Here is a 1,095-nt window from a genome sequence, read left to right as displayed (position 1 = left end):
GCCCATCGCCTGCGGCAGGCCGGCCCGATCGAGGCGCAGCAGGCGCTCGACCGCGGCGCCGGGCAGCGCGTAGGTCGCTCCACCCGCCTCGACGAGGAGCATCGCGCGTCGTGCCGCCGAGAGCGGCGCCGAGATGGTGAGGATGCTGCCCCAGGGCTCGCGCGGCTCCAGCCGGACGCTGCCCTGGAGCGCGCGGGCGGCGTCGGCGACCACCGAGAGGCCGAAGCCGCGCCCGGACAGGGCGTCGACCGCCGCGGCGGTCGAGAAGCCCGGCTCGAAGACCAGAGCGAGCAGGGCCTGCGGATCGGTCGGATCCCCCGGGCGGAGCAGCAAGCGGCGCAGGGCCGTCGCCTCGATCGCCGCGAGGTCGGGGCCGGGGCCATCGTCCGCCACCGACACGACGAGGCGGCCGCCGCGGATCGCAACCTCGAACAGGATCGCCGCCGCGTCGGGCTTTCCCGCCGCCCGGCGGATGTCGAGCGGTTCCGCGCCGTGGCTGAGCGCGTTGCGCAGGGCGTGCAGCACCGGGTCCTTCAGCGCCTGCAGCATCGCGCGGTCGACCGGCAGGTCGAGGCCGCGGACGGTGAGATCGATCTCGCGGCCCTGCTCGCGCGCGGTCTCGCGGAGCGAGCGCGGGAAGCTTCCGAACACGGTCTCGGCCGGCACCAGGGCGAGGCGCTCGGCCTGAAGGCCGACGCGGGCCGCCGCCCCCTCGACGGCACCGGCCGCCGCGACCTGACGGCGCGACAGGTCGGCCGCCTCCCGTGCCAGGCCGGCGAGGCTCGCCTCGACGCCGCGCATCTCGGTGCGGACGGCCTCCACCGCGAGGCCGACCGCTTCGTCCCTGTCCGACCCGGCATCGCGTCCGGCCTCCTGCCGCAGGAGCCGAGCGAGGTTGGACACCGCACCGCGCGCGAACGACGCCTCGGCCTGCCGCCGCAGGTCTTCGGACAGGCGCGCGAGCCGGGCGAGCCCGTCGGAGATCGCGGATCCGACGCCGAGCGTGCTCGCGAGCTCGTGGCTCGCCCGGGTCAGCGCCTCGACCGCGTCGGCGGGCACGCGCAGAAAGGCCGGGCCGGCCTCGGCGGGCGGCTC

Annotated in this window: 1 protein-coding gene; it reads right to left on the bottom strand. The window is 77.4% G+C overall.

Going from position 1 to position 1,095, the window contains the following annotated elements:
* The coding region (locus FV230_RS28625; RefSeq protein ID WP_246695051.1) for an ATP-binding protein at nt 1–1,095 on the bottom strand (1,095 nt) is incomplete at both ends.

This window comes from Methylobacterium sp. WL6 (assembly GCF_008040095.1).
GTDB lineage: Bacteria > Pseudomonadota > Alphaproteobacteria > Rhizobiales > Beijerinckiaceae > Methylobacterium.
Note: the sequence above shows the minus strand (reverse complement) of the source record. Positions and strands in the feature narration are given on the sequence as shown.